Source organism: Catenuloplanes nepalensis, from assembly GCF_030811575.1.
GTDB lineage: Bacteria > Actinomycetota > Actinomycetes > Mycobacteriales > Micromonosporaceae > Catenuloplanes > Catenuloplanes nepalensis.
In genome coordinates this window covers 2,793,734-2,818,147 of sequence record NZ_JAUSRA010000001.1, presented here as the reverse complement: position 1 = coordinate 2,818,147, position 24,414 = coordinate 2,793,734, and the positions used below count along the sequence as shown (strand labels likewise).

Here is a 24,414-nt window from a genome sequence, read left to right as displayed (position 1 = left end):
AGCGTCAGCGGCCGGTACGGCGTACCCTCCAGATTTATGATTGTCGATTTTGTGGTGCGGCCGTTGCTGGCCGCCGCGCTACTGGTCACGCCGGCGCCGCCCACGCAGGCGACCCGGACCGCGCACACGGCCGGGCGGATCGTCGCGGACGGCGCCGCGGTGCGGTACAGCTGGCCGGGCGTGTACTTCGAGGGCCGGTTCCGCGGGACCGGCGTCGGGATCGTGCTGGACGACGCGGACAACGACTACGACCTCGCGGTGGACGGGGTCACGGTGGCGACGCTGGTGAAGCCGGGCGCGATCACGCACAGGGTGACCGGCCTGACGCCCGGGACGCACACGGTACGGCTGGTCAAGCGCACCGAGAGCCCGTGGACGTCCGGCGCGTTCGGTGGTTTCGTGCCGGTGGACGGCGGCGCGATCCTGCCGGCCCCGCCCGCGCGCCCGCGGCAGATCGAGCTCATCGGCGACTCGTACACCGCGGGTTACGGCAACGAGTCCGCGACCCGGGACTGCACCGGCGACGAGGTGCACCGGACCACGAACGCGGACCGCAGCTTCGGCGCGCTGACCGCCCGCGCGCTCGGCGCCGACTACCAGCTGAACGCGTTCTCCGGGCGCGGCATGGTGCGCAACTACAACGGCGGCGAGCCGGGCACCAGTTATCGCACCTACTACGAGCGGGCGCTGCTCGCGGTGGACGGTGACGTGTGGCGGCGGCCCCGGTCGTGGCGTCCGCAGCTGGTCGTCGTGGGCCTGGGCATCAACGACTTCTCCACCGCGATCAACCCGGGCGAGCCGTGGACGCCGGAGTCGCTCGCCGAGGCGTACCGGACGGCCTATCACGGTTTCCTGGACACGCTCCGGGCCCGCTACGGCGAGCGGACGATCATCGTGGTGAGCAGCACGGACAGCGCGGCCGGCTTTCCGGAGGCGGCCGCGCGGGTGGTGTCCGAACGCACCGACCGGGTGCGACTGTGGCACTACCCGGGCGCCGGCCTGGACTACGGCGGCTGTCACTGGCACCCGTCGCTGGCCGACCACACACTGATCGCGGCCCGGCTGCGGTCCTTCCTGGACAGCCTGTAGCCCGGAGGAGATACGTGACAGTGTCCGCCCGATGGTGACGACTCCGGGCGTGACGGTCCGTGACTTTCGTCGTGACCGCGGCGGGGAGGCCGCGGCACGTCGGAAGGTGCGTCATGCGGTTCCTCACTCAGCTCGCCGCGGTCGTCGCGGTGTCGTTCGCCGGTGGCCAGGTGATCCTGCTCGTGCGGGACGACATCTGGCTCGCGCTGGCCGCCCGCAGATTGCGGTGAACCGTCGTCGATCGGGGCCGTCTGTAACGGATGTCCCATCGATCGCATCGACGAGGAGCATCATGCAGCGACAGGTACGGCGGACGGCGGTGGTCGCGGCGGCCGTGGCCGCGACCACGCTCGGCGTGGCAGGGACGGCGCAGGCGACGCCGCCGGGTCCGGGCGTGTCCGGCACGATCATCGCGCAGCGCACGGTCGGTGACACCGACTACGTGCTGCGGGAGATCACCATCCCGGCCGGCCAGGCGACCGGCTGGCACTACCACGACGGCGCGCTCTACGCGACGGTCAAGCAGGGCGCGCTCAGCCACTTCGACGCGACGTGCGCGCAGGACGGCTACTACCCGCGGGGCAGCTTCATCTACGAGCCGGCCGGCGACGACGAGGTCCACATCGGCATCAACCGCGGGCGTACCCCCGTGGTCCTGGAGGTGTTGTACGTGCTGCCCACGGGCTCGCCGCTGTCGCAGGACGCGCCGAACCCGGGGTGCTCGTTCGAGTGATCACGGCAGCCTGAGGAACCGCCAGGAGTCCACGGTCCGGAACCCGGCGCTCCGGTAGACCGGCTCGCCCATGCTGCTGGCCTGCAGCGTCATCACGCGATGGCCCGCGGCCTGGGCGAGCCGCAGCGCCTCGACCGTCAGCGCGGTGGAGATGCCGCGCCGGCGGTACCCGTCGAGCGTGGCGACGCAGTACAGGCCGGCCACGCCGTCGTCGCCGAGTAGCACAGACGTGCTGGCCACGATCCGGCCGTCGACCACGCCGGCCAGCCGGACCAGTTCGCCGCGCGGCGGGTGATAGGCCTTCTCCGCGATCTCGGTGACGTCCAGCGCGCCGTCCGGGATGCCGTTCGGCCCGGCGTAGGCGCGCACGTATCCACCAAGGTCCTCGGTCCGCGCCACGGTCAGCCCGGGCACGGTCACCGGCGCCGGGACGTCGGTGAGGTCACGCTCCATGATCGGCACCTCCCCGGCCGGTTCCGCGCCGTGGGCGAGCAGCGCCTCGGCGGTGCCGGGGTCGCTGTCCGCGCCGGCCCACCAGATCCAGCGGACGCCGGCCAGCCGTTCCCGGGCCTCCTCGATCGCGTCGCCGATCGGCCGGTCCCGGACCCGGAGCACGCCGTTGAGCAGCGCGTGCGGGACGCCGGAGCGGTAGATCGGCAGGCCGGCGTCCGGGTCGCCGCCGCTGCCGCCGTCCCAGCCCATCCAGTAGGCGCGGTTGAGGTCGTGGTGCCACACAATCGTCTCGGTCATGCGAACTGGATGCGCGAGAACCCCAGAAGTGCGCTCCTGAGACCCGGATCACACGGCGTCTCGTGCACCGGGTGCCCGGCCCAGATCCGGGCGAACTCCGGGCTCCTGATGCTCAGCTCGCCGACCAGCGCGGTCAGCTCCGCGTCGTCCGGCACCTCCGCGCTCGCGACGCGCGGTCCGGTTCAATCGCCGCGCCCCGGCTGGCAGGATCGGGTCATGGCTGATGCAGGCAGGGACCGGTTCGGCGCGCCGCCCGCGGGCGAGCGCAGGGGTGACCGGATCGAGTACCGGGACGTGTTCGTGGCGCAGGAGCAGGGCTACCGGACGCTGCTGCTGGACCTGGTGGTGCCGGCCGGCGCGGCCGGGCCGGTGCCGGTGGTGCTGTGGATCCACGGCGGCGGCTGGCTGAACGGTTCGCCGAAGGTGACGCCGGACTGGCTGGCCGGCGAGGACCACGTGGGTCAGCTGCTCGCGGCCGGCTGCGCGGTGGCGCTACCGGCGTACCGGCTGAGCCGTGAGGCCGCGTTCCCGGCGCCGCTGCACGATCTCAAGTCCGCGATCCGCTACCTGCGCTTCTACGCGGCGGAGCTGGGCATCGACCCGGAGCGGGCCGGCGTGTGGGGCGAGTCGGCCGGTGGGCTGCTGGCGTCGCTGCTCGCGCTGGAGACGAGCGAGGGCACGGTCGGCGTCGCCGAGGGGCACTCGGCCGTGCAGGCGGCCGTGGTCTGGTACGGGCCGTCGAACCTGGCCACGATGCAGGCGCACCAGCATCCGCGGGCGACCGGCGACCACGACGCGGACGACTCGCCGGAGTCGCTGCTGATCGGCGCGCCGGTGACGCGGGCGGCGGCGAAGGTGGCGGCGGCGAGCCCGGTCACGCACGTGCGGGCGGACGCGCCGCCGATGCTGCTGCTGCACGGCGAGGAGGACGTGGTGGTCGGCTACCGGCAGAGCGTGGAGCTGGCCGAGGCGCTGCGCGCGGCCGGGGCGCCGGTGGAGCTGGGACTGGTGCCGGGCGCGAACCACCTGTTCGGCGACGCGGACCTGGGCGCGCAGGTGCGGCGAAGCGTGGAGTTCCTGGCCCGTACCCTCGCTCGAATGTGAAGGGTCGACTAGTGCGAAAAGGATCTCTTCCGGCATAAGGTCTCACCCATGGCCAAGAACGCTCCCACCGACGACGTCGGAGATCGCGATCTCCAGGTGTCACCGCCGAAGCAGGCCGCGGCCGGCGTGCCCGGCGTCCTGCACGGCCTGGCCGCCGCACAGGCGCAGATGGGCGTGCGCCGCAGCGCGCTCACGCTGCTCAAGCTGAACCAGGCCGGTGGATTCGACTGTCCGGGCTGCGCGTGGCCGGAACCCGCGCCGGGCAAGCGCAGCCACTTCGAGTTCTGTGAGAACGGCGCGAAGGCGGTCGCCGAGGAGGCGACGCTGCGGCGGATCACGCCGGAGTTCTTCGCGGAACACTCCATATCCGACCTGGCGGGCCGGTCCGACTACTGGCTCGGCCAGCAGGGCCGGCTCACCACCCCGATGATCAAGCGGGCGGACAGCGACCACTACGAGCCGATCGGCTGGGACGACGCGTTCGCCACGATCGGGGCGCAGCTCAACGCGGTCGAGCCGGACCAGTCCGTCTTCTACACCAGCGGGCGCACCTCGAACGAGGCCGCGTTCGCCTACCAGTTGTTCGTCCGCGCGTACGGCACGAACAACCTGCCGGACTGCTCGAACATGTGCCACGAGTCCTCCGGCGTGGCGCTGATGGAGACGATCGGCATCGGCAAGGGCTCGGTCACGCTCGAGGACGTGCACCAGGCGAAGCTGATCATCGTGGTCGGGCAGAACCCGGGCACGAACCACCCCCGCATGCTGACCGCGCTGGAGAAGGCGAAGAAGGCCGGCGCCACCATCGTCGCGGTCAACCCGCTGCTCGAGGCCGGGCTGATGCGGTTCAAGAACCCGCAGGCCCCGGACGGCGTGGTCGGCAGGGGCACCTCGCTCGCCGACGAGTACCTGCAGATCAGGGTCGGCGGGGACCTGCCGCTGTTCGCCGCGCTCGGCCACCTGCTGCTGCCGCACGCGGACCGGTCCTTCATCGACTCGTACACCGCGGGCTTCGAGGCCTACGCCGAGGCGCGCGCCACGGTCGACTGGGCGATGACCGAGGAGCAGACCGGCCTGACCCGCGAGCAGATCGAGCGGGTCGCCGCGCTGATGGCCGAGTCGGACGCGACCATCGTCTGCTGGGCGATGGGCCTGACCCAGCGCTCCGACTCGGTGCCGACGATCCGCGAGGTCGTCAACGTGCAGCTGCTGCGCGGCATGATCGGCAAGCCGGGCGCCGGCCTGTGCCCGGTCCGCGGGCACAGCAACGTGCAGGGCGACCGGACCATGGGCATCATCGAGAGCCCGCCGCCGTGGGTCGACGACATCGAGCGCGAGTTCAAGATCGAAATGCCACGCAGCCATGGGTACGCGGTGGTGGACGCGATCCGGGCGATGCGCGACGGGCGGGCGCGGTTCTTCATGGCGGTCGGCGGCAACTTCGCCGCCGCGGCCCCGGACACCGACGTCACGCTGGCCGCGCTCGCGAACTGCGACATGACCGTGCACGTGTCCACGAAGCTGAACCGCACGCACGTCACGCCCGGCACGGTCTCGCTGATCCTGCCGTGCCTGGGCCGCACCGAGCGGGACCCGGCCGGGTTCGTCACGGTCGAGGACTCGATGTCGGCCGTGCACGCGTCCACCGGCCGGCTCGCGCCCGCGTCCCCGGACCTGCTGTCCGAACTGGCCATCATCTCCCGGCTGGCGCAGGCGACGCTGTCCACCGAGCTTCCGTGGTCGTCGTGGGAGGCGTCCTACCCGGCCATCCGCGAGGTGATCGCGAAGATCGTGCCGGGGTTCGACGACTACGAGGCGAAGGTGACGCCGCGGGAGGGCTTCACGCTGCCGCACGGGCCGCGGGACAGCCGCGAGTTCCGCACGGCCGACGGGAAGGCGCACTTCACGGTCAACCGGATCGTCGAGCGGCACCTGCCGCCGGGGCGGCTGATGCTGCAGACCATGCGCAGCCACGACCAGTACAACACCACGATCTACGGCCTGGACGACCGTTACCGGGGCATCTCCGGCGGGCGGCGGGTGGTGTTCGTCAACGCGAAGGACCTGGCGTCGCTCGGTCTCGCGGACGGGTCAATGGTCGACATCGTGTCCGAGTGGAAGGACGGCGTGGAACGGCGCGCGCCCGGCTTCCGGCTGGTAGAGTACCCGATCGCGGCCGGGTGCGCGGGCGCGTACTTCCCGGAGGCGAACGTGCTGGTCCCGCTGGACTCCACGGCGGAACTGTCGCACACCCCGACGTCCAAGGAGATCGTGGTCCGGCTGGAACCGGTCGCCTGACCGATCGCCCCGTTTGCGCCGCGGGGACCCGGGCACTCACCGGGGTCCCCGCGTCCGTCTCCTCTTCGTCTGGGTCCACGGCGGTCGCCGGGACCCCGCGGCCCGGCCACACCACTCCGGCCGGGCCGCCAGGGACCCGGCACGTGACCGCCTCAGGGTGCCGCGTGATGGCCCGGGAGACCGGCCACGCCGGCCAACGCACGCGGCGCCGTCCGCGAGCGATGACGGCCGGCCCGCGGGCGTGACACCGCCATCGCCGCGCGATCTCCGAGGCCCGCGGCCGGGAATCGGCCGGCCGCGGGTCTCGCGCGCTCTTCCGGGACCACCGGTGAACCGGCTCCGACGCGGCGACCGGAGCGGCGGCGGAGGCCGCCGCGGGTTTGCCCGCGGGAGCAGACGGGCCGCACCTCGCCGGAAGCGGGAAGATCGCCTGTCGCTTGTCGGGCTTGTCGCTCTATCGCTCTTCCCGCTCCTTCGGGCGGTTGCCACGGACGCGCAGAGAGCCGGCGTGGGCGGTCGCGGACGGGTCGCGGCGGACCTTGATCAGGCTGGCGACGATCGAGATGGTCAGGACGCCGATGATGACCGCGAGCGACAGCGGCGTGGAGACCGTGGGAATCGCGTCGCTGAGATCGTGCGCCCAGTGCAGGATCAGCTTGACGCCGATGAACACGAGGATCACCGCGAGCCCGACGGACAGGTAGACCAGGCGGTCCAGAAGGCCCTTGACCAGGAAGAACAGGGCACGCAGGCCGAGCAGGGCGAACGCGTTCGCGACGAAGACGATGTACGCCTCCTCGGTCACGCCGAAGACGGCCGGGATCGAGTCGAGCGCGAAGAGCAGGTCGGTGCCGGCGATCGAGATGAGCACGATGAACAGCGGCGTGGCGACCCGGCGGCCGTCGACGCGCGCGAACAGGTGGCCGTCGTGGTACTCGGTGGTGGTCGGCAGCACCCTGCGGGCCACCTTGACCAGGCCGTTGTCCTCCACGTCCGGGTCCTCGTCGCGGTGCCGGAACAGCTGGACCCCGGTCCAGATCAACACCAGGCCGAAGATCAGGAACATGAACGAGAACAGCGACAGCAGCGCGGCGCCGAGCGCGATGAAGATGACGCGCAGCACGAGCGCGGCCAGGATGCCGAACGTGAGCACCTTGTGCTGGTGCTCGACCGGCACCGCGAACGTGGTGATGATGATGACGAAGACGAAGAGGTTGTCGATCGACAGGCTCTTCTCCACGATGTAGCCGGCGAAGTACTCGGTGCCGTACTCCCAGCCGGCGACCTGCGCGAAGATCAGGCCGAACGCGATCGCGAGCACGATGTAGAGGACCGACCAGGCCGTCGCCTCCCGGAAGCCGACCGCGTGTGGGCGGAGCCAGCCGACCGCCAGGTCGATGGCGAGGAGCGCGACGATGGCGCCGATCGTCAGCGCCCAGCCGAGCGCGGTGACCTCCAGCATGCGAATCCTTTCGGTGCGGGTTCGCAGCCTCTTACCCGGCGGACGCGTCCATTACGCGGCTCAGCAAGCCCTTCAGCTGCGCGAGTTCGTCGGAGTCCAGCACGGCGTAGGGCGTGATCGCCAGTGTGGCCCGGATCAGCGCGTCGCGGACCTCCCGGCCGCGCACGGTCAGCGCCAGCACGCGGGAGCGGCGATCGGCCGGGTCGGTGTCCCGGGTGACCAGGCCGCGGTCGATCAGCTGGTTCGCGAGGAACGTGAGGTTGGGCGCGTTGCAGTGCAGCCGGTCGGTCATCACCTTCATCGACGGCGGTGGCTCGGCCGGGTCGATCGCCCACAGCGCCTGCGCGGTGGCCGGGGTCAGGCGGTGCTCGGCGAGGAACGGGTGCAGCCGCACGGTGGTCCGCATCTCGGCCTCGAAGGCGGCGGCGACCACGGCGAGCAGATCCATGCGGACCATCGTACCGATGCTTCGAGCCTCGAAGTTCATGCTATGGTCCAATTACTTCGAGGCTCGAAAGGAATCGGGATGGACTACCGAGGAATCACCGCGCTGGTCACCGGCGCGTCCAGGGGCATCGGCCGGGCGTACGCGCACGAGCTCGCCCGGCGCGGCGCGCACGTCGTCCTGCTGGCCCGCTCCCCCGGGCCGCTGGCCGCGCTCGCGGCGGAGATCCGGGAACGGCACCCGGTCGGCGTGCACACGCTCGTCGCGGACCTCAGCACGCCGGACGGGCCCGCGGCGGCGGTCCGGGAGCTGGAGACCCGCGGCATCGTCGTCGACCTGCTGGTCAACAACGCCGGCATCGGGCCGGTCGGCCCGTTCCTGGACCGTCCGTACGGGCCGCACCGGCAGGCCGTCGACCTCAACATCCACGGGACGATGGCGCTCACCTACGAGATCGGCGCGCGGATGGTGGCACGCGGCCGCGGCGGCATCATCAACGTCGCGTCCACCGCCGCGTTCCAGCCGCTCCCGTATCAAGCCGGTTACGCGGCGACGAAGGCGTTCGTGCTGTCCTTCACCGAGGCGTTCGCGCACGAGGTCCGGGACAGCGGCGTCCGGGTGATGGCCGCGCACCCGGGCGCGACCGACACCGGCTTCTTCGACGGCACCACCGCGACGATGGACCCGCGCGTCACCGACTCCCCGGAACGGGTGGCCGCGAGGACGCTCGACGACTTCGCGTGCGGGCGGCTCAACTCGTACCCCGGCCGCCCCCTGCACCGCATCCAGACACTCGCGGCCCGGGTACTCCCCCGCGCCACCGTGGTCCGCGCGACCGGCGCGCTCAACCGCCGCCTCGGCCACCACACCGCCACGGACGCCTGACGCTTCCGGCGGCGCGGGAGACGCTTCCGGCGGCGCGGGAGACGCTTCCGGCGGCGCGGCACAGTCGATGAGCGGTGGCGGGGCCGCGTGGGTTTTGATGACCAGCGACGTCGACGGCTCCGACGCGGCGACCGGAGCGGCGGCGGAGGCCGCCGCGGGTTTGCCCGCGGGAGCATGCGGGCCGCACCACGCCGGAAGCGGGAAGATGTCCTTCGAGGGTTTGATCTTCGGCGTGCGGCTGTCCTTCGAGGGTTTGATTCTCGGCGGTTCGCCTTCCCAGCTCTAGAGCCTGTATCGAAGTGGGAGACGGGCTGCGGCGTGGCCCAGGCGCCGCCTGGCCGCACGGCGCAAAAGCCCACATACAACACCGGTATGAGGGCTTCCGCGCCGCGCACCCAGACGACACCTGGACCTCGCCTCGCTCCGGCCCCCACTTCGATACAGGCTCTAGTCGTGTGCCCATTCCCAGGCGGCCAGGAAGCCGCTGCCGGCGCCGGGAAGGAAGTAGCCCCAGGCGACCGTGGCGCCGTGGTAGGTGCCGATCTCGTCGAACGTGGCGCGGGCCAGGTCCTTGCGGCGGCCGAGGAAGGCGGCGAGCGCGAGCCAGTGCCGGCAGGTCATCGCGCGGCCGGGCGGGTGCGGCGCGCCGGCCTGCCACTTCGCCGCCCAGGTGTCCAGTTCGTCCTGAACCTCCGGGCGGCGGAAGTAGTCGGCGGCGGCGGCGAGCGAGTGCTTGTCGCGCCGGTCCCAGCCGAACTCGCGCATCGCATACTCGAAGTGGGCCAGGTACGGCAGCATCACCGCGTTCGCGCCGTCGGGCGCGGCAGCGGCCACGGTGCGGGCCGCCTCGAACATGCGGGAGTGCGACCCGAACCACTTCTCGCAGTACAGACTGACCAGGGTCAGGTGCAGTTCGAAGTGGTACGGGGAGCGCCGCAGCGCCTCCGCGACCTGCGCATCGAACTCGGGCGTGTCCGCGGTGCGGGCCGCGAACGCGCCGTTGAGCAGCAGGATCAGCGGGCTGGGATCGTCCGGGCCGGCCAGGTCGAGCGCGCGGCGGCCGGCCGCGACGGACTGCGCGGAGAGCGCCTGGAACTCGGCGAACTGCTCGCGCGTGGTGTTGCGGGCGGACGCGCCACCACGGGCCTTGCCGGCGCGGCGGTCCAGCGCCTCCGCGTAGATCAGGGCCGCGGCCGGGTCGTCCGGCTCGCGCTCCTGCCAGTCGTCGAGCCAGGCGCCCTCCGCGGTCGACGCGTCCTCGCCGAGCACGCGGAGCCGGAACGTGCGGCGTTCCCAGTCGGTGCCGGTCTCGGCGACCACGTCGCGCAGCGCGGTCCAATCGCCGGTCCGGTGGGCGGTGTCGCGGGCGGCGCGCAGCACGAGATCATCCATGGCCCGGTCGGCGTCGATGACGGGCGGTGCCGGGCGCGGGCCGCGGCGGAACAGACGGGACAGCACGGCCGGATCATAGGACACGAGGATTCCGCCGGGGGTACGGACTGCTCGCACTGCGGCAACCATCGGTCTTCTCTAGGCTGCCGCTGTGCCCGCTCCCCGGAACGCGAAACTCTTCACCAAGTCGGCCCTGGTCACCGTCTCGCACGCGATCGAACGCGCGGCGCTGGCCGCGGCCGAGGACGGCCCGATGCTGGTTGTGGCGCTGTTCCAGCGGCTGCCCTACTTCACCCGGGAGCGGCAGGTCTACGAGCGGATAGCGGAGCGGGCCGCGGTCACCGTCGTCGGCCTGGTCGGCGATCAGACGGGCCCGCTGCCGGCCGGGGCGCACCTGGTCACGCTGAACCCCGACGAGGCGTACGCGCGGGAGTGGACGGTCCTGGTCCTCACGCCCCGGTTCGGCGCGCTGCTGTCGGCGCACGACCGCGAGGAGGTCGACGGCACCGCCGCGACGCTGGAGGCGGGCCGGCTCTTCGACGGCCGGTGGAGTCTGCGCCGCGACGACGCGCTGCACAAGGCGCTCGAGATCCAGGCCGCGTTCGCCGGCCGGCTGTCCCCGGACGCGCGGGCCGCGTTCTCCGACGTGCTGTCCTACGTGCGGGATGTGCCCGCCGGTGCCGGGGAGAGCCGCGCGGACGCGCTCGCCGCGCTGCTGATCGCGCACGCGGAGCGGACCGGGACCGAGCTGACCGCGCTGCGCCGGCAGGCCGGGGCGGCGGACCGGACGGCACCGGCCGGAGCGGACGAGATCCGCCGCTGGGCCGGGGAGGCGTCCGGCACGCTGCCGGTGGCGTTGCTGGGCGTGCGGGTGCCCGCGCCGCACCGGCTGCCGGAGCAGACCGGCCGGCGCACCGGCGCGCTGCGCAACGAGGGCCTGCTGGCGGTGCTGACCCGGGTGCTGCGCGACACCGACCGGCTCACCCGCCTGTCCGACGACGACTTCCTGCTGATGCTGCCGGCGCGCACGATGGACGACGCGGTGCGGGCCGCCCACCAGTTGCAGGCCGACCTCGCCGCGGCCGCGGCCGGCAACGCGTTCCTGCCGGACCGCGCCTACCTGCTCGTCATGACGACCCGCCGCCGCCCGTTCCCGGCCGACCGCATCATCGCGGCCCTGGACTGGGCCGAACAGGAGAACGTCCCGATCGCCCAACTGGACGACGACCCGCTCGACGCCTGACCCGCCGCACCGCCGCGGGTCATCGGTGCGACGCATCGCGGACACGACGGCCGACTGGTCCATCGCCCTCGGCGCGAGTCCAGTCAGGATGCCGAACGGCAACCTCACGGTCAGACGCCGAGTTCCGCCGTCGAATCCGGGCTGTCGCGTGCGGACGAGGGCGGCGAAGGCGCCGGCGCCGGCGGTCCCGGTCTATTGAGCCGGTCGTCACCCCTCGATGCGGAACGTGTTCATCACCATCAGGTCGAAGTCGGCGATCAGCTGGGCGGACGGCTCGTCGCCGTAGATCGCGAGCGTCAGCGTGTAGCGCGTGCCGGCGGCGTCGAACTGGTAGGTGATCAGCCGGTCGCCCTCGTTCTGCGCGCCGCTGAACTCGCTCGGTCCCATCACGGCCGAGGACCGCTGCCCGGTCGCGCCGCCCGCGGTGGTCACCTCGGACACCTCGATGTCGGTGTAGAACTCCGCGCTGGGCGTGTCGATCGGGCCGGTGGCCTCGCCGGTGCGCAGCCACACCCGGTAGTAGATGAAGTCGGTCGGCACGCACTCCGGGATCAGGTCCGCGCGTTCGGCCAGCCAGTGGTTGAAGCTGGGGTCGAGCCGGCACTCCTCGGAGACCCAGGACGGTGGGTAGCGCAGCGAATAGCCTTGGTCGGTGCTGGCGAACGCGGTCCAGCCGACGGTCGGGTCCGGCGGTGCGGGGAGCGTGATCTCGGAGGCTTCCGGCAGGTCGGGGACGGTCAGCTGGTCCAGCACCGCCTCCAGGTCGGCCGAGGTCTGCGGGAACACCGGCTGGCCCGCGCCCGCCGCGCCGGCCAGCAGCGTGAAGCTCTCCCGCTCCGCCTCCGGCACCGCGAAGCCGACGAACCGGAAGTCGAGGTCGAGGCCGCTGTCGCGGAGCCGGTCCTGGATGCGCGCGGTGACCGCGGCCTGGTCGGTGTGGCAGGCGTCGGTGCCGTGGTGGGCGATCACGATGATCCGGTTGCCGAGCCGGCCGCGGAACGGGTAGCGCCGATCGAAGTCGTCGATCGCGGCCAGCACGCCGTCGAGCAGTGCGGGGCGGCCGGCGGCCTGCACCGTACCCATGGCGTCACTGATCTTCTGTTTGTTTCCGGCGCCCGCGCCGACCAGCTCACGCGTGGTGTCGCCGGTGCCGCACTCGCCGCCGAACCGGCGCAGCGCCAGCGAGTCACGGTCGCCGGTGTTGCCGGCCACGGCGCCGACGGCAGCGCGGATCGCGTTCATGTCGCCCCCGGCCGAGCTGTCGACCAGGAACGTCATCCGGTGATCTGGCACGGCCCGCAGCACCACGGCGGTCCCGATCGCGATCGCGGCGACCGCGACGAAGACCCCGGAGATCAACAACCATCGGCGGGTACGGTTCATCGGGTCCCCTTCGGAGCGGTGGCGCGCAGCGCGGCCAGCGCGTTGTTCATGGCGTCGACCTCGGCGTTGTAGCCTTCCGCGACCGCGGCGAACGCGGTGTGCCCCGGCCCGAGCGGCCGCCCGTCGCGCGCGTCCGCGAGCAGCGTCTCCGCGGACTCGACCACGCCACGCTGCAGGTCCTTCAGTTTTCGGGCGCGCCGGTTCAGGTCCGCGGCCGCCTCGGTGCCGGTGCGGCCGTCCAGGTCCTCGAACGCGGCGTCCGCGGCCGTGATCGCGTCCTTCGCCGAGCCGATCCGGCGCTCGGCCACGTCGAGCCGGCCGTCCATGGTCGCGGCGACCGCCTCGTTGACGGTGTTCACCGTCGGGTTGAGCACGTCGATCACGGCCTTCGCGTTGCGCAGCACCGGTTCCACGTTGGTGAACCAGTCGAGCGCGGCGTCCAGGCCGGCCGAGGTCTCGACGAACATCGGCTCGGGCGCGCCGGAGCCGGCCGCGAGCTGCGCCAGCTGGTTCTGCTGCGCACCCTCGACCTGATAGCCGATCATCCGGAACTCGATCTCCAGCCCGGCCGCCTCGATCCGGTCGCTGATCTCCCGCTGCACGTAGGCGGAGTCCGTGTCGCAGCCGTCCGAGCCCTGCCGTGTCACCACGACGATCCGGTTGACCTGCTTGGCGTGCTGCGCGAACGGGCGGCTGAAGTCCTCGATCGCCTGCACGATGCCGCGTTGCAGCGTGGCCGTCCCGCCGCCGCGCACGCCCGCGGCGGCCGCCGCGATCGCGTCCCGGTTGCCGGTGCCGAAGTCGACCAGCTGGGTGGTGTTGTCCGCCGCGCCGCACTCGCCGCCGAAGCTGCGCAGCGCCAGCGAATCCCGGTCGCCGGAGTTGCCGACCACGCTCCCCAGCGACTCGGTGATCTCCGCGAGCCCGGCTGGGTCCGCGGCCGCGGACGCGTCGATCAGGAACTCGGTCTTGTAGGTCGGCGCGAACTGCGGCAACACGTATCTCACGACCGCGGCGGCCCCGCCCGCGATCACGCCCAGCGCGAGCACCGAGATCACCGCCACCTGCACGCTGCGCGGCAGATTGATCCCGAAGAAGTTGTACTGCCGCCCGTGGTGCCCGATCTGGACACCGGACGACCCGGTCACGTTGACGTCGGCCTGGTCGCGCGCCACCTCTGAAGTCCCCCCGCTGAGCATCCGCAGGGCCTCTTTGTATCGCCGATGGTCAACCCCGCCGCCGACGTTGTCCCGAACCCGACATCGGCCGGCCACGGTTCCGGCCACAAGCGACACAGCCGCCCTCGAACGGTCAGGTCAGGCGGCCCGATCCGGCACCGCCGCCGCTGGGATCAGCCTCGGCGCTTCCCGCCTCGCTGGCGGCTGGAATGGAGCATGGCGCGGTAGATCGCGCGGGGCGCGGGCGGGTCCGGCAGCGGTTGCGCGGCCCCATCCGTACCCCCATCGCCGCACTCGACCGGCTCGCCGCCGCCAGCGGCACGCTCGGCAAGATCGCCATCACCGTGGCCTGAGGTGCCGGCCGCCCGCGTTGCGGCGGCCGGTCATCCGGCCCAGGTGACGGCCACCCACAGGTCGTCGAGCGCGATGTCGTCGAGGTGGAGACGGATCGTTGCGGTCGGCGTGGCGGGCAACGGCACCGTGGCCAGCCGTCCGACCAGAAGGTCGTCGAGCGCGGCGGTACGGCCGAGCACGTCGGTCACCGCGCCGGCGTTCTCGGCCCGGTCGGCGACGGTGAGCGTGGCCGGCACCGGCTCGCCGGCGGCGGTCCGGGCGATCAGGTCGACGCGCGCCACGGCGCCCAGGTGACCGTTGCTCCAGTACGGGTAGTGCTCGGGCCCCGGCGTGAAGGTCAGTTCCCGGCGGTGGCCGGCGGCGGGCGTACCCGTGAGGAACCGCGCCCACTCGCCGGGAAACTCCTGCCGGACGGAGAACAACCGCATCGCGCCGTGCACCTGGGCCGTGCCGATCAGGTCCCTGATCTGCTGGACGGCCGGCGCCCGCAGGGTCGCGCCCCCGTCCCGGGCGGTGTAGCGCAGGTGCAGCACCACGTCGGAGATGGTGGCGTAGTCGAACCGGGTGGGCTCGCCCCGACTGGGGTCGCCGGGTAGTTCGAGCCGCCACTCGCTGATCGCACCGGCGTTCTCGAACGGAAGGTAGCGCTCGTCGCGTGCGCCGGACTCGAACAGGCCGTCGTCCTGGACACCGCCGCTGGCCACGATGGACTGCGCGCCGGCGAACCAGTCCTGGAACCGGCCGTCCTCCAGACCGGTCCGCGGATAGCCCTCGGCCGTGCCGGTCGACACGCGGACGCTGCTGGTCAGCAGCGTGAGCCTGCAGTGCACGCCGCTGTACGGGCCGGTCACGCACGGCACGCTGACCGCGACCGACCTGATCCGGCGGAAGTAGTGGCCGGGTCCGTCCATGTCGAACAGCGACTCCGGCAGCCGCACCACGCAGCGGCCGGTGGCCCGCAGCGCGATGAGCGCCATCGGGTCCAGCTGGAGCAGGCTGACGTGCGTCGTCAGCTCATACTCGCGCAGGTTGTGTTCGTGGTAGGCCAGCTCCATCCGCTTGACGTCGAGGTAGAGCGCCTCCCCGGACAGCAGTCCCTTGCGCCCGCCGTCCCAGTAGTTGAACGCCACCAGCGTCTTCGCATCCAGCTCGGGGCGCATCAGCTCGCGCTTGAGCGTCTGCTCGGCACGCCGGGCCAGGTCGAACGCGAACCGGTAGTGCTCGTAGTAGAGCCGGGACAGCTCGCCCTGCATCCAGGTGTACAGCTCGGCGCTGGTGAACTTGTCCCGCAGGAACCGGTCCGTCTCCTCGGCGTGGGTGATCTGCTGCTGGGCCGTGCGGTACTCGCGACCGGCGAGCTGCTCGGCGATCAGCGACGTGATGATCTGCCGTCCGATGCTCTGCAGCTCGCGTGCGGCCAGGTTGACCTGCAGCGTCCAGTCGTCGGCGCGGCGGGCGTGGGCGGCGGTGCGGGACGCGATGCCGGCCTGGTCGCGTTCCCAGGCGGCGCCGGCCTGGAGCCCCTTCGCGGTGATCTCCAGGACCTTGAGGATGGCGGTGCCGACGTTGATCTTCACGGTGCCGCCGAGCCCCCAGTAGTGCAGGTCGGCGTTGATGTCCGGGATGAAGACCATGGCGGACCCGGTCGCGTCCACGATCGAGGCGGCCAGGCCGAGGTCGCGGGCGGAGCCGAGGTGGCCCAGCTCGTCGCTCTCGTCGGTGGTCAGCGCGAGCCGGCCGGGGCCCTGCGCGCCGGCCTGCCGGGCCGGGGAGTCGCCGTCCTGCATGCTGAGTCTCGGGTACTGCGGGGCGGGCACGGGCCGGTCGTAGCGGCCGACGAGCGCGGCGTACGCCTCGTCGAACGTCTCCTCGGTGAGCGGGCGGCGGTCGAGGCCGATCGCCTCCGGTGTCGCCGCGGCGTCCGGCGCGGCGCCGAGCAGGCGCAGGTAGTAGCGGTAGCGTTCGAGTACGGCGGCGCGGGTCCGGATCAGCGCCTCGGTCGCCTCCTGCGCCTGCTTCCACTGGAGGAAACGGGCTTCCCGCTGCAGTTGCTGGATCTTCGTCTCGTGGCTCTGACGCAGCAGCGCCAGCCGTTCGCCGTCGCCCTTCTCGATCGCGGACAGCAGGGTGTTGCCCAGGCCGCGCACCTCCGCGCACAGCTCCAGCGCCTTCTGGATGAGCACCTGGGCGCGGACCGGACTGACCGGCTGGTGCAGGCCGGCCACCACCGCGCCGATGTCGATCCCGGCCGCGGCGGCCTTGACCAGCATGCCGGGGTCGATCGGCGGGTCGAAGAGCGCGAGCGGGCGGGCCGCGCCGGCCAGGTTGAGGCCGTGCCGGATCTTCGACAGGCGGTCGGCGACCGTGTCCCAGTAGCCGAGCATGCGGTCGTTGCGGGGGACGCAGAAGTACAGCGTGCGGCCGAGGCCGAACAGCGGGGCGGACGCGTCCGCGGTCGCGGTGCCGGACGGGATGCCGAGGTTGAACGGGAAGGCGCCCTCCAGGGCAACCAGCACGTTGCCGGTCGGGTCCAGCCCTTGCGCCTTGAGCTGGGCGAACGTTCGTGGCCGGGTGCGCCCGCGGGTGGGCACCGCCTCGGGCCGGGCGCCGAGGATGTTCGCCGCCAGCACGTACAGCTGGGTGGCCTCGTTGATCGACTCGATGGTGTCCTGGCGGTAGAGGTGATCGCCCCACGCGACCAGATTGTCCAGATATTTCATCACGACGTAGTACATGTAGGACAGGTGCCGAGTTCGGGCCACCGCGTGCGGCTGGAATGGGCGGTTCCGGATCGCCTCGTACCCGGCCAGGATCTTGCCCTTGAGCTCGAGCTCGTCCGGCGTGCACTCGGCGGCCGGTTTGCTGAGGACGGCCAGCGCCTCATCGATCTGCCCGCCGGCGCCGCCGTCGCGGAACGCGAGGAACTTCCAGAAGCGCTGCGGCGACGGTACGGACGTGTCGTTCGCGGTCGGGTCGAAGATGTGGTGGAACCACCGCTGCGCCTCGGCGAACCGCTGGTTCTTGCTCAGGTGCACGGCCACGGTGAGCGGCAGGTGGAAGAACAGCTCCCAGTTGTAGACCGCGTACGGACCGCCCTCCCGTACGTCGATCTCCTTCGGGAACGACCGGACCTTGGTGGTCGCGGTGTTCTGCGGCGTGTAGAGCGCGGTGAAGAACTCGTGGGCCAGGCCGGCCTGGAAGGCCGGGTCGAGCACGCCGGGCAGTGACTTCCGGTTCAGCTGCGAGATCAGCTGGCCGACGAACGGGTGGAAGAAGTTCTCGAAGGTGTACGTGAACTCCGACTGCTGCTTGAAGGTCAGCATGCCGGGGTTGCGCAGGACGAAGTACGCGTCCCGGTTCAGGTGATAGCCGACGAGGCTGATGGGCGTGGCGGGCATCGCTGTCGTCTCCTCTCCCGGCCGTGGTCAGCGGACCACGATCTGACTACCGGACGGCCCGATGTCCCGGGCGTTGAACCGCACGGTCCCGGCGGTGCCGAGCGCCTTGCTGATGTAGACGTCCTCGGTGACGAACTGCCGGATCGGCACCGGGTCGACGACGCCGAACCCGGGCTGGCGGGTGACCGGCACGCCCGGCCCGATCGGCACGATCCGCTCCGGCGTGAGCACCAGCTTCGGGATCTCCGCGGTCGGCTTGCGGTACCAGGGCACGATGCCGATGTCGTTCCACTGCGGCACGGTCACCAGCCGCTCGGTGGTGCTGACGTAGAACGAGTGCCGGGCGTCCTCGTAGAAGAACGGCGGGCTCCACGGGTCGCCGCCGAGCGGGTGACGCGGCTCCACCGTACGGTCCGGGGTGATGTTGTTGAGCACGGTGTGGGCGGCACCGCCGCGCTCGTAGGAGGCCTTCAGCACGTCCGTGGTGGTGTCCAGCGTGCGCTTCGGCTGGAAGTGCGGGTCCTTCTTGGACGGTCGCAGCTCCGGCGCGCTGAACGGGTTGTGCAGGAAGAACGACGTACCGATGCCGTTCTGGCTGGTGACGATGATCCGGACCGCGCCGTCGGTCCAGAACAGCGCGGCCAGCTGCAGCCGGCTCCGGTCGAAGGCGCTGGCGCCGGTGCGATCGAACGTGCCGATGTGCAGCGGCCCGGCCGGGTCGGACGTGCGGGCCGGCTGCCAGGCGCCGCCCACCCGCTCCGACCAGGCCAGGATCGCCTTGACCACGGTCCTGGGCACCCGGTCGGGGAACACGTCGGAGGCGTTCACGGTCGCCAGCGAGGCGTTCGGCGGCGACGGCGGCGCCTGGTCCTCCGCTTCCAGAACGATCTTGAGCCAGAAGAGGAACAGCCGGTCGTTCCAGACCAGCGGCAGCACCGGGTTGTCTTCGACGTCCAGCCCGATTCGCTCCCACGGCGACCAGGCCATCGCCTCCCGGCGCCGGTAGAGGTATTTCCGCTTCGCCCCGGCCGTGCGCCCGACCACGTGCACCACGTCGTCCGCGGTGCCCTCCGAGTTCTCCTCGTAGTGCACGGCGCAGGTCTCCAGCTTGGCGACCTCGTCGAGCTTGGCGAGGTACCCGACGTACGCCTGGGCGGCGCGGTCCTCGGTGATGTCGCCCTGCAGCAGTTCGCTCATCGCCTCCCGGAAGAACGGCGACTGGTCGTCGCGTAGCTCCGGTTCCAGCCAGTTCTCCGGGTAGAGGAAGACCTTCCGGTTGGCCTCCCAGACCCGGTACCGCTTCATCCACTCCCACTGCCGGGCGTTGATGCTGCGCGGGGAGACGCGCGGCTCCAGGTTCATCAGGCATCGCTCGACGAAGAGCTGCACCGACGACAGCGCGTGCCGGATCCGCGAGGTCAGGATGGACGCGTCCATCCGCACGTCCATCAGGAAGAACTCGAACAGCTTCTCCGGCGTGTCGATGTGGGCGGAGGCCGGGTTGGCGCGCATGCGGTGCAGGATGTGCGCGACCAGCGCGTCCCGTTGCGCGGTGCGCAACTCGTCGTTGATCGGCTTGAGCACGTCCAGCCATCCGGCCGTGTCGTACCGGGCGCGCAGCGCGGCCTGCAGATCACGGACCACGGCCGCGGCTGGCTCGTTGGTGGTCGCCGCGATCAGCGTGCCGGCCGGCACGCCGAGCACGCCCGCCCAGTGCAGCGCGTCGTGCACCCGGGCCAGCACCGCGGTGCGCCGCAGCTCGCCGACCGAGACGCCGAAGCGGGTGAGCACCGCGGTCAGCGAGTCCTGCGTCCAGCCGGTCAGCGCCAGCAGCGGCGCGGCCGTGGGCCGGCGCAGCACCTCGAGGAATCGCTCGTCGGCGACCGGCAGCGCCGCCTTGACCCGGGTGAGGTCGAGCACCGCGGTCAGTGCGGTCAGCAGGCCGGCGCTGATGCCCCCGGTCGCGGTGCCGGTCACCGGCAGCCGGTTGAGCCAGCCCCGGCCGCTGATCCGCAGCGCCGGGTCCGCGGCCAGATGCGCCAGTTCGGGCGCGGTCAGCCGGGTCGCCTCCGCGAGCGCCACGGCCTTGCGGAACCGGGTGTACGTCAGGCGCAGGTCCTCCAGCATCGCCGCCGGGTGCAGGTAGGAGGCCGGGATCGCCTCCAGGCCGCGCCCGGCGGTCTGCCAGCGGACCGCGAGACGGGTGCGCACGTTCGCCACGGTCAGCACGATCGGGTACGCCGTGCCGGCGCGTAGCGTGACCGGCGCGCTGTTCTGCCAGACACCGCCGGCACTGGACAGCGGCACCGCGGTCCCGTCCAGCGTGAGCGTCACCTGCGCGGTGGTGTCGGCCTCGACGAAGAGGTTGTAGAGGCCGTTCTGCGGCGGCTCGACCGCGCCGGCCCAGATGCCGGAGATGGCCGCGCCGGGCGTGGTGGTGTTGGCCGGCAGCGGGTTCGGGCCGGGCGCGTAGTCCAGGTTCGTCTCGGCCGGCCGGACCACGGCCGGGTTGCCGGTCGCGGTGGCCGCGTGGAAGATCCGCGTGGTCAGACCGCGCGTCTCGGCCGCGGTCAGGTCGTCGGTCGCCGGCCGGGCCGGGTCCCCGGCCGCGTGCAGCGCGGCCGGGTCGTCCAGCACCGCGGTGGCCGTCCCCGGGTCGGTGCCCGCGGCCGCGCCGGCCGTCAGCAGCGCCTGCTGCCGCTTGCGCCAGCGCTTCAGGTCCGGCAGGAACGCCTCCAGCAGTACGGTCCGGCGGCGTTCGATCGGGTCGGTCGAGGCCAGGTAGGCGTCGTGCAGCGGGCGCAGCTCCGGGTAGCGGGCGAAGAACGGCGCGACGACCGCCTGGCTCTGTGCGAACAGCACGTCCACCGCGGTACGGAACGCGGTCGAGACCCCGGCCGCGCCCTTCAGCGCGTCCCGGACGGCCGTGGTGAGCACGCCACGGCAGAGCAGCAGTTTGCGGAACGCGTCGTAGCCGATCTGGCCGGGCGCGGCCGCCAGCACCGCCGCGGCCAACTCCGGCGCGTCCTGGTGGTACGCGGCGGAGCTGACCAGCGTGCGGTCGAGCAGCCCGAAGAACAGGTCGGTGGCCTCGGTGCCGTAGGCGAGCGCCATCTGCGCGCGGGCGATCGTGCCGTCCGGATCGTCCACCCGCGTGTACTCCGCCTCCACCGCGTCGAAGGCGGCCCGCAGCGTGCGGGCGACCGTGGCCAGCTCATCGGCGGTGGGCGCGGAGCGACGGCTCAGGTCCTCGTTCCAGAACAGGTAGAGCACCTGGGCCGGGGTGAGGCCGCGATCGCGCGTCCGGGCCAGCAGTTCGGTCAGCCGCAGCAGCCCCGGGCGCACCGGGTCGGGCGGGCCGAACGGGTCGTGGCCGGTGCACCTGATCAGCAGGTTCAGTTCGCGGGCGCTGAGCCGCAGCCGGCGGGACAGCCAGGCGCGGCGGAACACCGCGGTGACCGTGTCGATGGTCAGCGCGGTGCCGGCGGTGTGCCCCAGCGCGTCGCTGATCTCGGCGAACTCGGTGGCGGACAGCGCGAACGCGGACCGCAGCGCGCCCGCGTGGTCGAGCAGCCGCGCATTCGGATCGACGAGATAGCCCCCGAAGCCGTCCTCGGCGAACGCGGCGTCGAGTGTGGACGGCGCGAGGAACAGCCGCCGGTAGAGGGAGTCCTCGCCGTGGGTGTCGATCCGCCCGGCGAGCGCCAGCAGCGACGGCAGGCCGGTCGCCTCCAGTCGCAGCGTGTCCATCGCCTCGCGGACCACGCCGAGCGCGGGCAGCAGCACGCGCATGCCGGCGTCGAGGCGCTCCAGGTTGACCGCCTCGGCCGGCTGATCCGGCAGCTGCGCCGCCGGGTAGAGCGCGGTGATCGCGGTGTCGGTCCGGGCGATCGACCAGCCGAGCGCGCGCCAGAGCCGGATGAAGCGCATCAGCCGGACGAACTCGAACGCCCGCAGCCGGCTCGCGGCCGGCGCCGGGTCGGCGTACCGCAGCTCGACCGTGTCGAAGCTGCCGCTGCCCTGCGGATGCACCGGGTCGACGAGCGTGAGGATGCCCATGATCCGGCGGAAGTTGATGTCGTTCTTCACCCACGCGACGACGTCACCGCCGTACTGGGCCGGGTCGAGCTTGGGGCTGAGCATGGCCAGGAACCGGTCGTCGGTGATCGTGCCGGCCTTGAGCGCGGCCAGCGTCGAGAACGGCACGCCGAGCCGCTCCAGCCGGGGCACCAGATGCGAGCCGGGGTTGACGAATCGGGTGCGCAGGATGTCGGTCAGCTCGGTGTAGGTGATCCCGGTCCGGCGGCAGAACGTGCGCGCGTTGTCCAGCGTCGCGCGAACGTCCGCGTCCGGCGTCGCCGGGTCAAAGCCGTAGAGCCGCTTGACGGTGGACATCACGTCGGCCGCGCGCTCGGTCAGGAGGCGCTGCTCCGCCCGGGACATCCCCAGTGTCTCCAGCCGGATGTCCCGCCATCCGTAGTCGGTGCCGGCCGGGTCCAGGTCGTCGGTGCGGCGCAGCGCCGCCATCACGGCCGGCAGCGGCGCGTCGAATCGGGCGAAGAACCGGCGCAGGCTCTCCAGCGGCTGGTGGAACGGCAGCGGCGGCGGGAATGACTCCCCGGCCAGCACCGTGTACGCGGCCTCGGTGACGTACTGCGGGCTGGCGAGCAGTTCCTCCGGCGGCACCCGGTCGCCGGTGTCGTGCCCGGTGTACCCGGCGAGCGAGTGCGCGTTCGTCACGTAGTGTTCCAGCGTCTCGTTCACCACGTCGATGTACGGCAGCGGCGTCGTCGTGTTCTCACAGGTGAGCGGCGTGTTCGCCAGGTCCGGCCGGCGTTCCAGCAGCACGGTCTGCGGGTTGCTGAACCCGGCCGGGATCTCGCCGGCCGGCCGGTCGGCGAAGAGCAGCAGATCGACCAGGTACGCGGCCGGGCTGAGCACGGACCGGCAGTGGTCGCACGGGCAGTAGTCCATCTCGCCGAACAGCTGCTCCAGCGCGCCGTAGGCGAGCACGTCGGCCGCGTGCGCCGGCGGCTGCGGCGACGGCGCGATGATCGAGGCGGGCGAGTGCACGCCGATGCCGGGCGCGGTGCGGGCGGCGAGGAACGCGAGCGCGACGTTGACCACCGCGCCGTGCACCTGCGCGGCCTTGTCATGGATCGCGCCCGCCCGCTCGGCGCCGCCGGCCGGCCCGGTGAACGCGCGGACGAACTCGGCGCGGTCGTAGCGGACCACCGCGGCGGCGGAGTCGACGCCGGCCCCGAGCAGCCCGTTCATCGCGGCGTCGTCCGGCGTGATCTGGTAGACGCGCTGGATGCGGCCGATCTCCCGGGGTACGGCCGGGTCGACGGTCAGCCCGGCCCGCGCCACGAACTGGTCGATCGGCTGCATCCCGATCTCGAACCGGCCATCCTGCTCGGCCAGGAAGGCCCGCACCTTGGTGCGTGCGTCCTGGCCGGCGATCGGTGTCTCGCCGGCCGCGATCATCTGGCCGACGACCGCGGTCGGGAAGCTGAGCCGCACCTGCGCGGCGAGCAGCGCGGCGTAGTTGTCGCGCTTCTCCGCGTCGTTCCCGCCGGGGATCTCCGGCGGGAGCGGGTCACTGGCGAGCGTCTGCCGCCACTTCGCCTCCTTGTGGAAGCCCGCCGCGGCGAGCTGTGACGGGTTGGCGATCCCGCCGCCGACCGTGTTGTGCAGCCGCGCGATCAGCGACGCGTTGTTCAGCGTCAGGTAGGAGAGCTGGCCGTTGACCCGCAGCCGGCGGGTGGTCGCCTCGCCCAGCTTGCCCTGCACCTCGGTCCACAGCCGGGCCGGGTCGTCGCCGAAGCGGACGTACAGCTCGGTGAAGGTGCGGCGCTGCGTATCGGCCGGCAGCGTCGCGGTGAGCAGGTCCTTCAGCGAGGAGACCCCGGCGACCGGGCCGGAGTCCAGCAGCTGCGCGGCGGCGACCTTCTGGAACTGGGTCACCGCGGCCGGGATGGTGTCCGCGAGCCCGGACGGGATGACCCCCTCGCCGGCGGCCCGCTTCCAGATCGCCTCGACTGTCTTCGGCGGCGTGCGGTAGAGCGCGGCCGGGTTGGCCGGTACGCCGGAGCGGAACAGCGCGTAGAAGAGTGGCGCGGCCAGCCCGGTCGCGTCCGTGTCCGGCCCCGCGTCCCGGCGGGCGAGGTCGGTCGCGCCCGCGCTGAACTGGGCGGCCAGCGAGGCGAGCGCGACCGCGCGGGCGTCCCAGCCGGACTTGTTGGCCAGGTAGGTGACGTCCTGCCGGGTGTCGGTCTCCTGCAACGTGCTCAGATCACCGTCGAAGAACGCGGAGATCGCGCCGGTCAGCGTCTCGTGCTCGGAGCGCAGCTGGCCGGTGGCGGTCTCGTCCAGCAGGATGAGGAACGTCTCGTGCCGGCCCGCATTGTACCGGACCTCGGACGTGGTCAGCAGCCGCTGGCCGAGCTGGATCCGGACCTGGATGTCGGGTTCGATCTTGCCGTGCTTCTCCAGGTCCTCCTGCCGGAACGAGGCCGTGAACGCGCCGCGCGCGTCGGTGGTGGCGGTGGACAGCGACTCGTCGCCGCCCACCCGTTTGTCGACCACCACCACGCGCAGACCGCCGAGGGCCGCGCTGGTGAGGCTGGTGACCCGGCCGTCCACCTCGTACCGCTGGTCGTCGCCGGAGCGCTCGGGATCCATCGTGTTCATGGCACCC

General features: G+C 72.2%; 15 protein-coding genes and 1 pseudogene. 7 read left to right on the top strand and 9 right to left on the bottom strand.

The annotated features are described in order from the left end of the window. Window positions 1–36 precede the first annotated feature (36 nt). Together J2S43_RS11790 and J2S43_RS11785 are read left to right on the top strand one after the other, a co-directional pair. Window positions 37–1,089, top strand: coding sequence for an SGNH/GDSL hydrolase family protein (locus tag J2S43_RS11790; RefSeq protein WP_306828958.1), 1,053 nt, complete (start codon window positions 37–39; stop codon window positions 1,087–1,089). A 292-nt stretch (window positions 1,090–1,381) separates the two neighbouring features. After that, the gene (locus J2S43_RS11785; RefSeq protein WP_306828957.1) at window positions 1,382–1,822 is read left to right on the top strand and encodes a cupin domain-containing protein; all 441 of its coding nucleotides are present in this window, start codon (window positions 1,382–1,384) and stop codon (window positions 1,820–1,822) included. On the opposite strand, the gene J2S43_RS11780 is transcribed toward J2S43_RS11785, so the two are convergent. Further along, window positions 1,823–2,572: a GNAT family N-acetyltransferase gene (locus tag J2S43_RS11780; RefSeq protein WP_306828956.1), complete on the bottom strand. Its 750-nt coding sequence runs from the start codon at window positions 2,570–2,572 to the stop codon at window positions 1,823–1,825. Next, window positions 2,569–2,733: pseudogene (locus tag J2S43_RS11775) on the bottom strand (MmyB family transcriptional regulator); the annotation flags it as partial. The gene J2S43_RS11780 and the pseudogene J2S43_RS11775, both read right to left, overlap by 4 nt. Window positions 2,734–2,788: 55 nt before the next feature. On the opposite strand from J2S43_RS11775, the gene J2S43_RS11770 reads away from it, so the two are divergent. Both J2S43_RS11770 and J2S43_RS11765 read left to right on the top strand, forming a co-directional pair. Further along, the gene (locus tag J2S43_RS11770; protein WP_306828955.1) at window positions 2,789–3,676 is read left to right on the top strand and encodes an alpha/beta hydrolase; all 888 of its coding nucleotides are present in this window, start codon (window positions 2,789–2,791) and stop codon (window positions 3,674–3,676) included. A 48-nt stretch (window positions 3,677–3,724) separates the two neighbouring features. Continuing rightward, window positions 3,725–5,974, top strand: a complete 2,250-nt coding sequence (locus J2S43_RS11765; protein WP_306828954.1) for an FdhF/YdeP family oxidoreductase — start codon at window positions 3,725–3,727, stop codon at window positions 5,972–5,974. Window positions 5,975–6,428: 454 nt separating this feature from the next. Here J2S43_RS11765 and J2S43_RS11760 read toward each other — a convergent pair whose 3' ends face one another. Both J2S43_RS11760 and J2S43_RS11755 read right to left on the bottom strand, forming a co-directional pair. Beyond that, window positions 6,429–7,436, bottom strand: coding sequence for a TerC family protein (locus tag J2S43_RS11760; RefSeq protein WP_306828953.1), 1,008 nt, complete (start codon window positions 7,434–7,436; stop codon window positions 6,429–6,431). Between the two features lie 31 nt (window positions 7,437–7,467). Continuing rightward, the gene (locus J2S43_RS11755) at window positions 7,468–7,884 is read right to left on the bottom strand and encodes a MarR family winged helix-turn-helix transcriptional regulator (RefSeq protein WP_306828951.1); all 417 of its coding nucleotides are present in this window, start codon (window positions 7,882–7,884) and stop codon (window positions 7,468–7,470) included. Between the two features lie 78 nt (window positions 7,885–7,962). On the opposite strand from J2S43_RS11755, the gene J2S43_RS11750 reads away from it, so the two are divergent. Next, window positions 7,963–8,766, top strand: coding sequence for an SDR family NAD(P)-dependent oxidoreductase (locus J2S43_RS11750; RefSeq protein ID WP_306828950.1), 804 nt, complete (start codon window positions 7,963–7,965; stop codon window positions 8,764–8,766). A gap of 97 nt (window positions 8,767–8,863) precedes the next feature. Next, a complete protein-coding gene (locus tag J2S43_RS11745) occupies window positions 8,864–9,052 on the top strand; it encodes a hypothetical protein (protein WP_306828949.1) in 189 nt (62 codons plus the stop codon). Between the two features lie 161 nt (window positions 9,053–9,213). Here J2S43_RS11745 and J2S43_RS11740 read toward each other — a convergent pair whose 3' ends face one another. Further along, window positions 9,214–10,224, bottom strand: coding sequence for a hypothetical protein (locus tag J2S43_RS11740; RefSeq protein WP_306828947.1), 1,011 nt, complete (start codon window positions 10,222–10,224; stop codon window positions 9,214–9,216). A gap of 85 nt (window positions 10,225–10,309) precedes the next feature. Between J2S43_RS11740 and J2S43_RS11735 the strand changes: the two genes are divergently transcribed. After that, complete coding sequence (locus J2S43_RS11735; protein ID WP_306828946.1) at window positions 10,310–11,401, top strand: DICT sensory domain-containing protein; 1,092 nt, start codon at window positions 10,310–10,312, stop codon at window positions 11,399–11,401. A gap of 207 nt (window positions 11,402–11,608) precedes the next feature. On the opposite strand, the gene J2S43_RS11730 is transcribed toward J2S43_RS11735, so the two are convergent. The 4 genes from J2S43_RS11730 to J2S43_RS11715 form a co-directional block, all read right to left on the bottom strand. Beyond that, on the bottom strand, window positions 11,609–12,784 hold the full coding sequence (locus tag J2S43_RS11730) for a vWA domain-containing protein (RefSeq protein ID WP_306828945.1): 1,176 nt from the start codon (window positions 12,782–12,784) through the stop codon (window positions 11,609–11,611). Beyond that, complete coding sequence (locus J2S43_RS11725; RefSeq protein WP_306828942.1) at window positions 12,781–13,959, bottom strand: VWA domain-containing protein; 1,179 nt, start codon at window positions 13,957–13,959, stop codon at window positions 12,781–12,783. Before J2S43_RS11725 ends, J2S43_RS11730 begins: the two co-directional genes overlap by 4 nt. 386 nt (window positions 13,960–14,345) lie before the next feature. Continuing rightward, complete coding sequence (locus J2S43_RS11720) at window positions 14,346–17,714, bottom strand: Tc toxin subunit A-related protein (RefSeq protein WP_306828941.1); 3,369 nt, start codon at window positions 17,712–17,714, stop codon at window positions 14,346–14,348. Window positions 17,715–17,741: 27 nt separating this feature from the next. Beyond that, complete coding sequence (locus tag J2S43_RS11715; protein WP_306828939.1) at window positions 17,742–24,407, bottom strand: neuraminidase-like domain-containing protein; 6,666 nt, start codon at window positions 24,405–24,407, stop codon at window positions 17,742–17,744. Window positions 24,408–24,414 lie beyond the last annotated feature (7 nt).

Bases quoted from the DNA above. Each gene is read 5' to 3' on its own strand.
- J2S43_RS11760 (WP_306828953.1), bottom strand. From the start codon at position 7,436: ATGCTGGAGGTCACCGCGCTCGGCTGGGCGCTGACGATCGGCGCCATC.
- J2S43_RS11750 (WP_306828950.1), top strand. From the start codon at position 7,963: ATGGACTACCGAGGAATCACCGCGCTGGTCACCGGCGCGTCCAGGGGC.
- J2S43_RS11755 (WP_306828951.1), bottom strand. From the start codon at position 7,884: ATGGATCTGCTCGCCGTGGTCGCCGCCGCCTTCGAGGCCGAGATGCGG.
- J2S43_RS11770 (WP_306828955.1), top strand. From the start codon at position 2,789: ATGGCTGATGCAGGCAGGGACCGGTTCGGCGCGCCGCCCGCGGGCGAG.
- J2S43_RS11720 (WP_306828941.1), bottom strand. From the start codon at position 17,714: ATGCCCGCCACGCCCATCAGCCTCGTCGGCTATCACCTGAACCGGGAC.
- J2S43_RS11745 (WP_306828949.1), top strand. From the start codon at position 8,864: ATGACCAGCGACGTCGACGGCTCCGACGCGGCGACCGGAGCGGCGGCG.
- J2S43_RS11790 (WP_306828958.1), top strand. From the start codon at position 37: ATGATTGTCGATTTTGTGGTGCGGCCGTTGCTGGCCGCCGCGCTACTG.
- J2S43_RS11785 (WP_306828957.1), top strand. From the start codon at position 1,382: ATGCAGCGACAGGTACGGCGGACGGCGGTGGTCGCGGCGGCCGTGGCC.
- J2S43_RS11765 (WP_306828954.1), top strand. From the start codon at position 3,725: ATGGCCAAGAACGCTCCCACCGACGACGTCGGAGATCGCGATCTCCAG.
- J2S43_RS11780 (WP_306828956.1), bottom strand. From the start codon at position 2,572: ATGACCGAGACGATTGTGTGGCACCACGACCTCAACCGCGCCTACTGG.
- J2S43_RS11730 (WP_306828945.1), bottom strand. From the start codon at position 12,784: ATGAACCGTACCCGCCGATGGTTGTTGATCTCCGGGGTCTTCGTCGCG.
- J2S43_RS11715 (WP_306828939.1), bottom strand. From the start codon at position 24,407: ATGAACACGATGGATCCCGAGCGCTCCGGCGACGACCAGCGGTACGAG.